1 protein-coding gene is annotated in these 378 nt (G+C 57.7%); it reads left to right on the top strand.

What is annotated here, in order from left to right; genetic code table 11:
- Nucleotides 1-186: 186 nt before the first annotated feature.
- Nucleotides 187-378 (top strand): MucR family transcriptional regulator (locus EN939_RS37835; RefSeq protein ID WP_206528496.1); only part of this gene is annotated, 192 nt, incomplete at its 3' end.

The following is a 378-nucleotide window of genomic DNA, read 5'->3' as shown; positions in this document are numbered from 1 at the left end:
AATAACGTGTGACCTGACATCAAGTCGTTGCAATACGCAGATTTGCCGACTAGGAATTCCGCGCTACACCAACGCCATTCGTCCCGTGGACGCACGAAGGACGCCATAGCATTTTGATTTCGCGCATGATCCTTTCCGGAAGTCGAATCCGATTTTCAGGTCATTCGCTGTAGACGGAGAAATAGAGTGACCGACGATAGCAACAGTGCCCGTAAAGACATCGATCTGCTCGAGCTGACCGCTCACATCGTGTCCGCTTACGTCGAGAAGAACCGCTTGCCCGCCTCCGGCCTGGCCGACCTCATCGCCAGCGTCAGCGCCTCGATAAACGCGCTCGGCAAGCCTGCGGTCCCGGTGGCTGCCCCCTTGGTCCCGGCG

It is taken from the genome of Mesorhizobium sp. M7A.F.Ca.CA.002.05.1.1 (assembly GCF_003998335.1).
Classification (GTDB): Bacteria; Pseudomonadota; Alphaproteobacteria; order Rhizobiales; family Rhizobiaceae; genus Mesorhizobium.
Note: the sequence above shows the minus strand (reverse complement) of the source record. Positions and strands in the feature narration are given on the sequence as shown.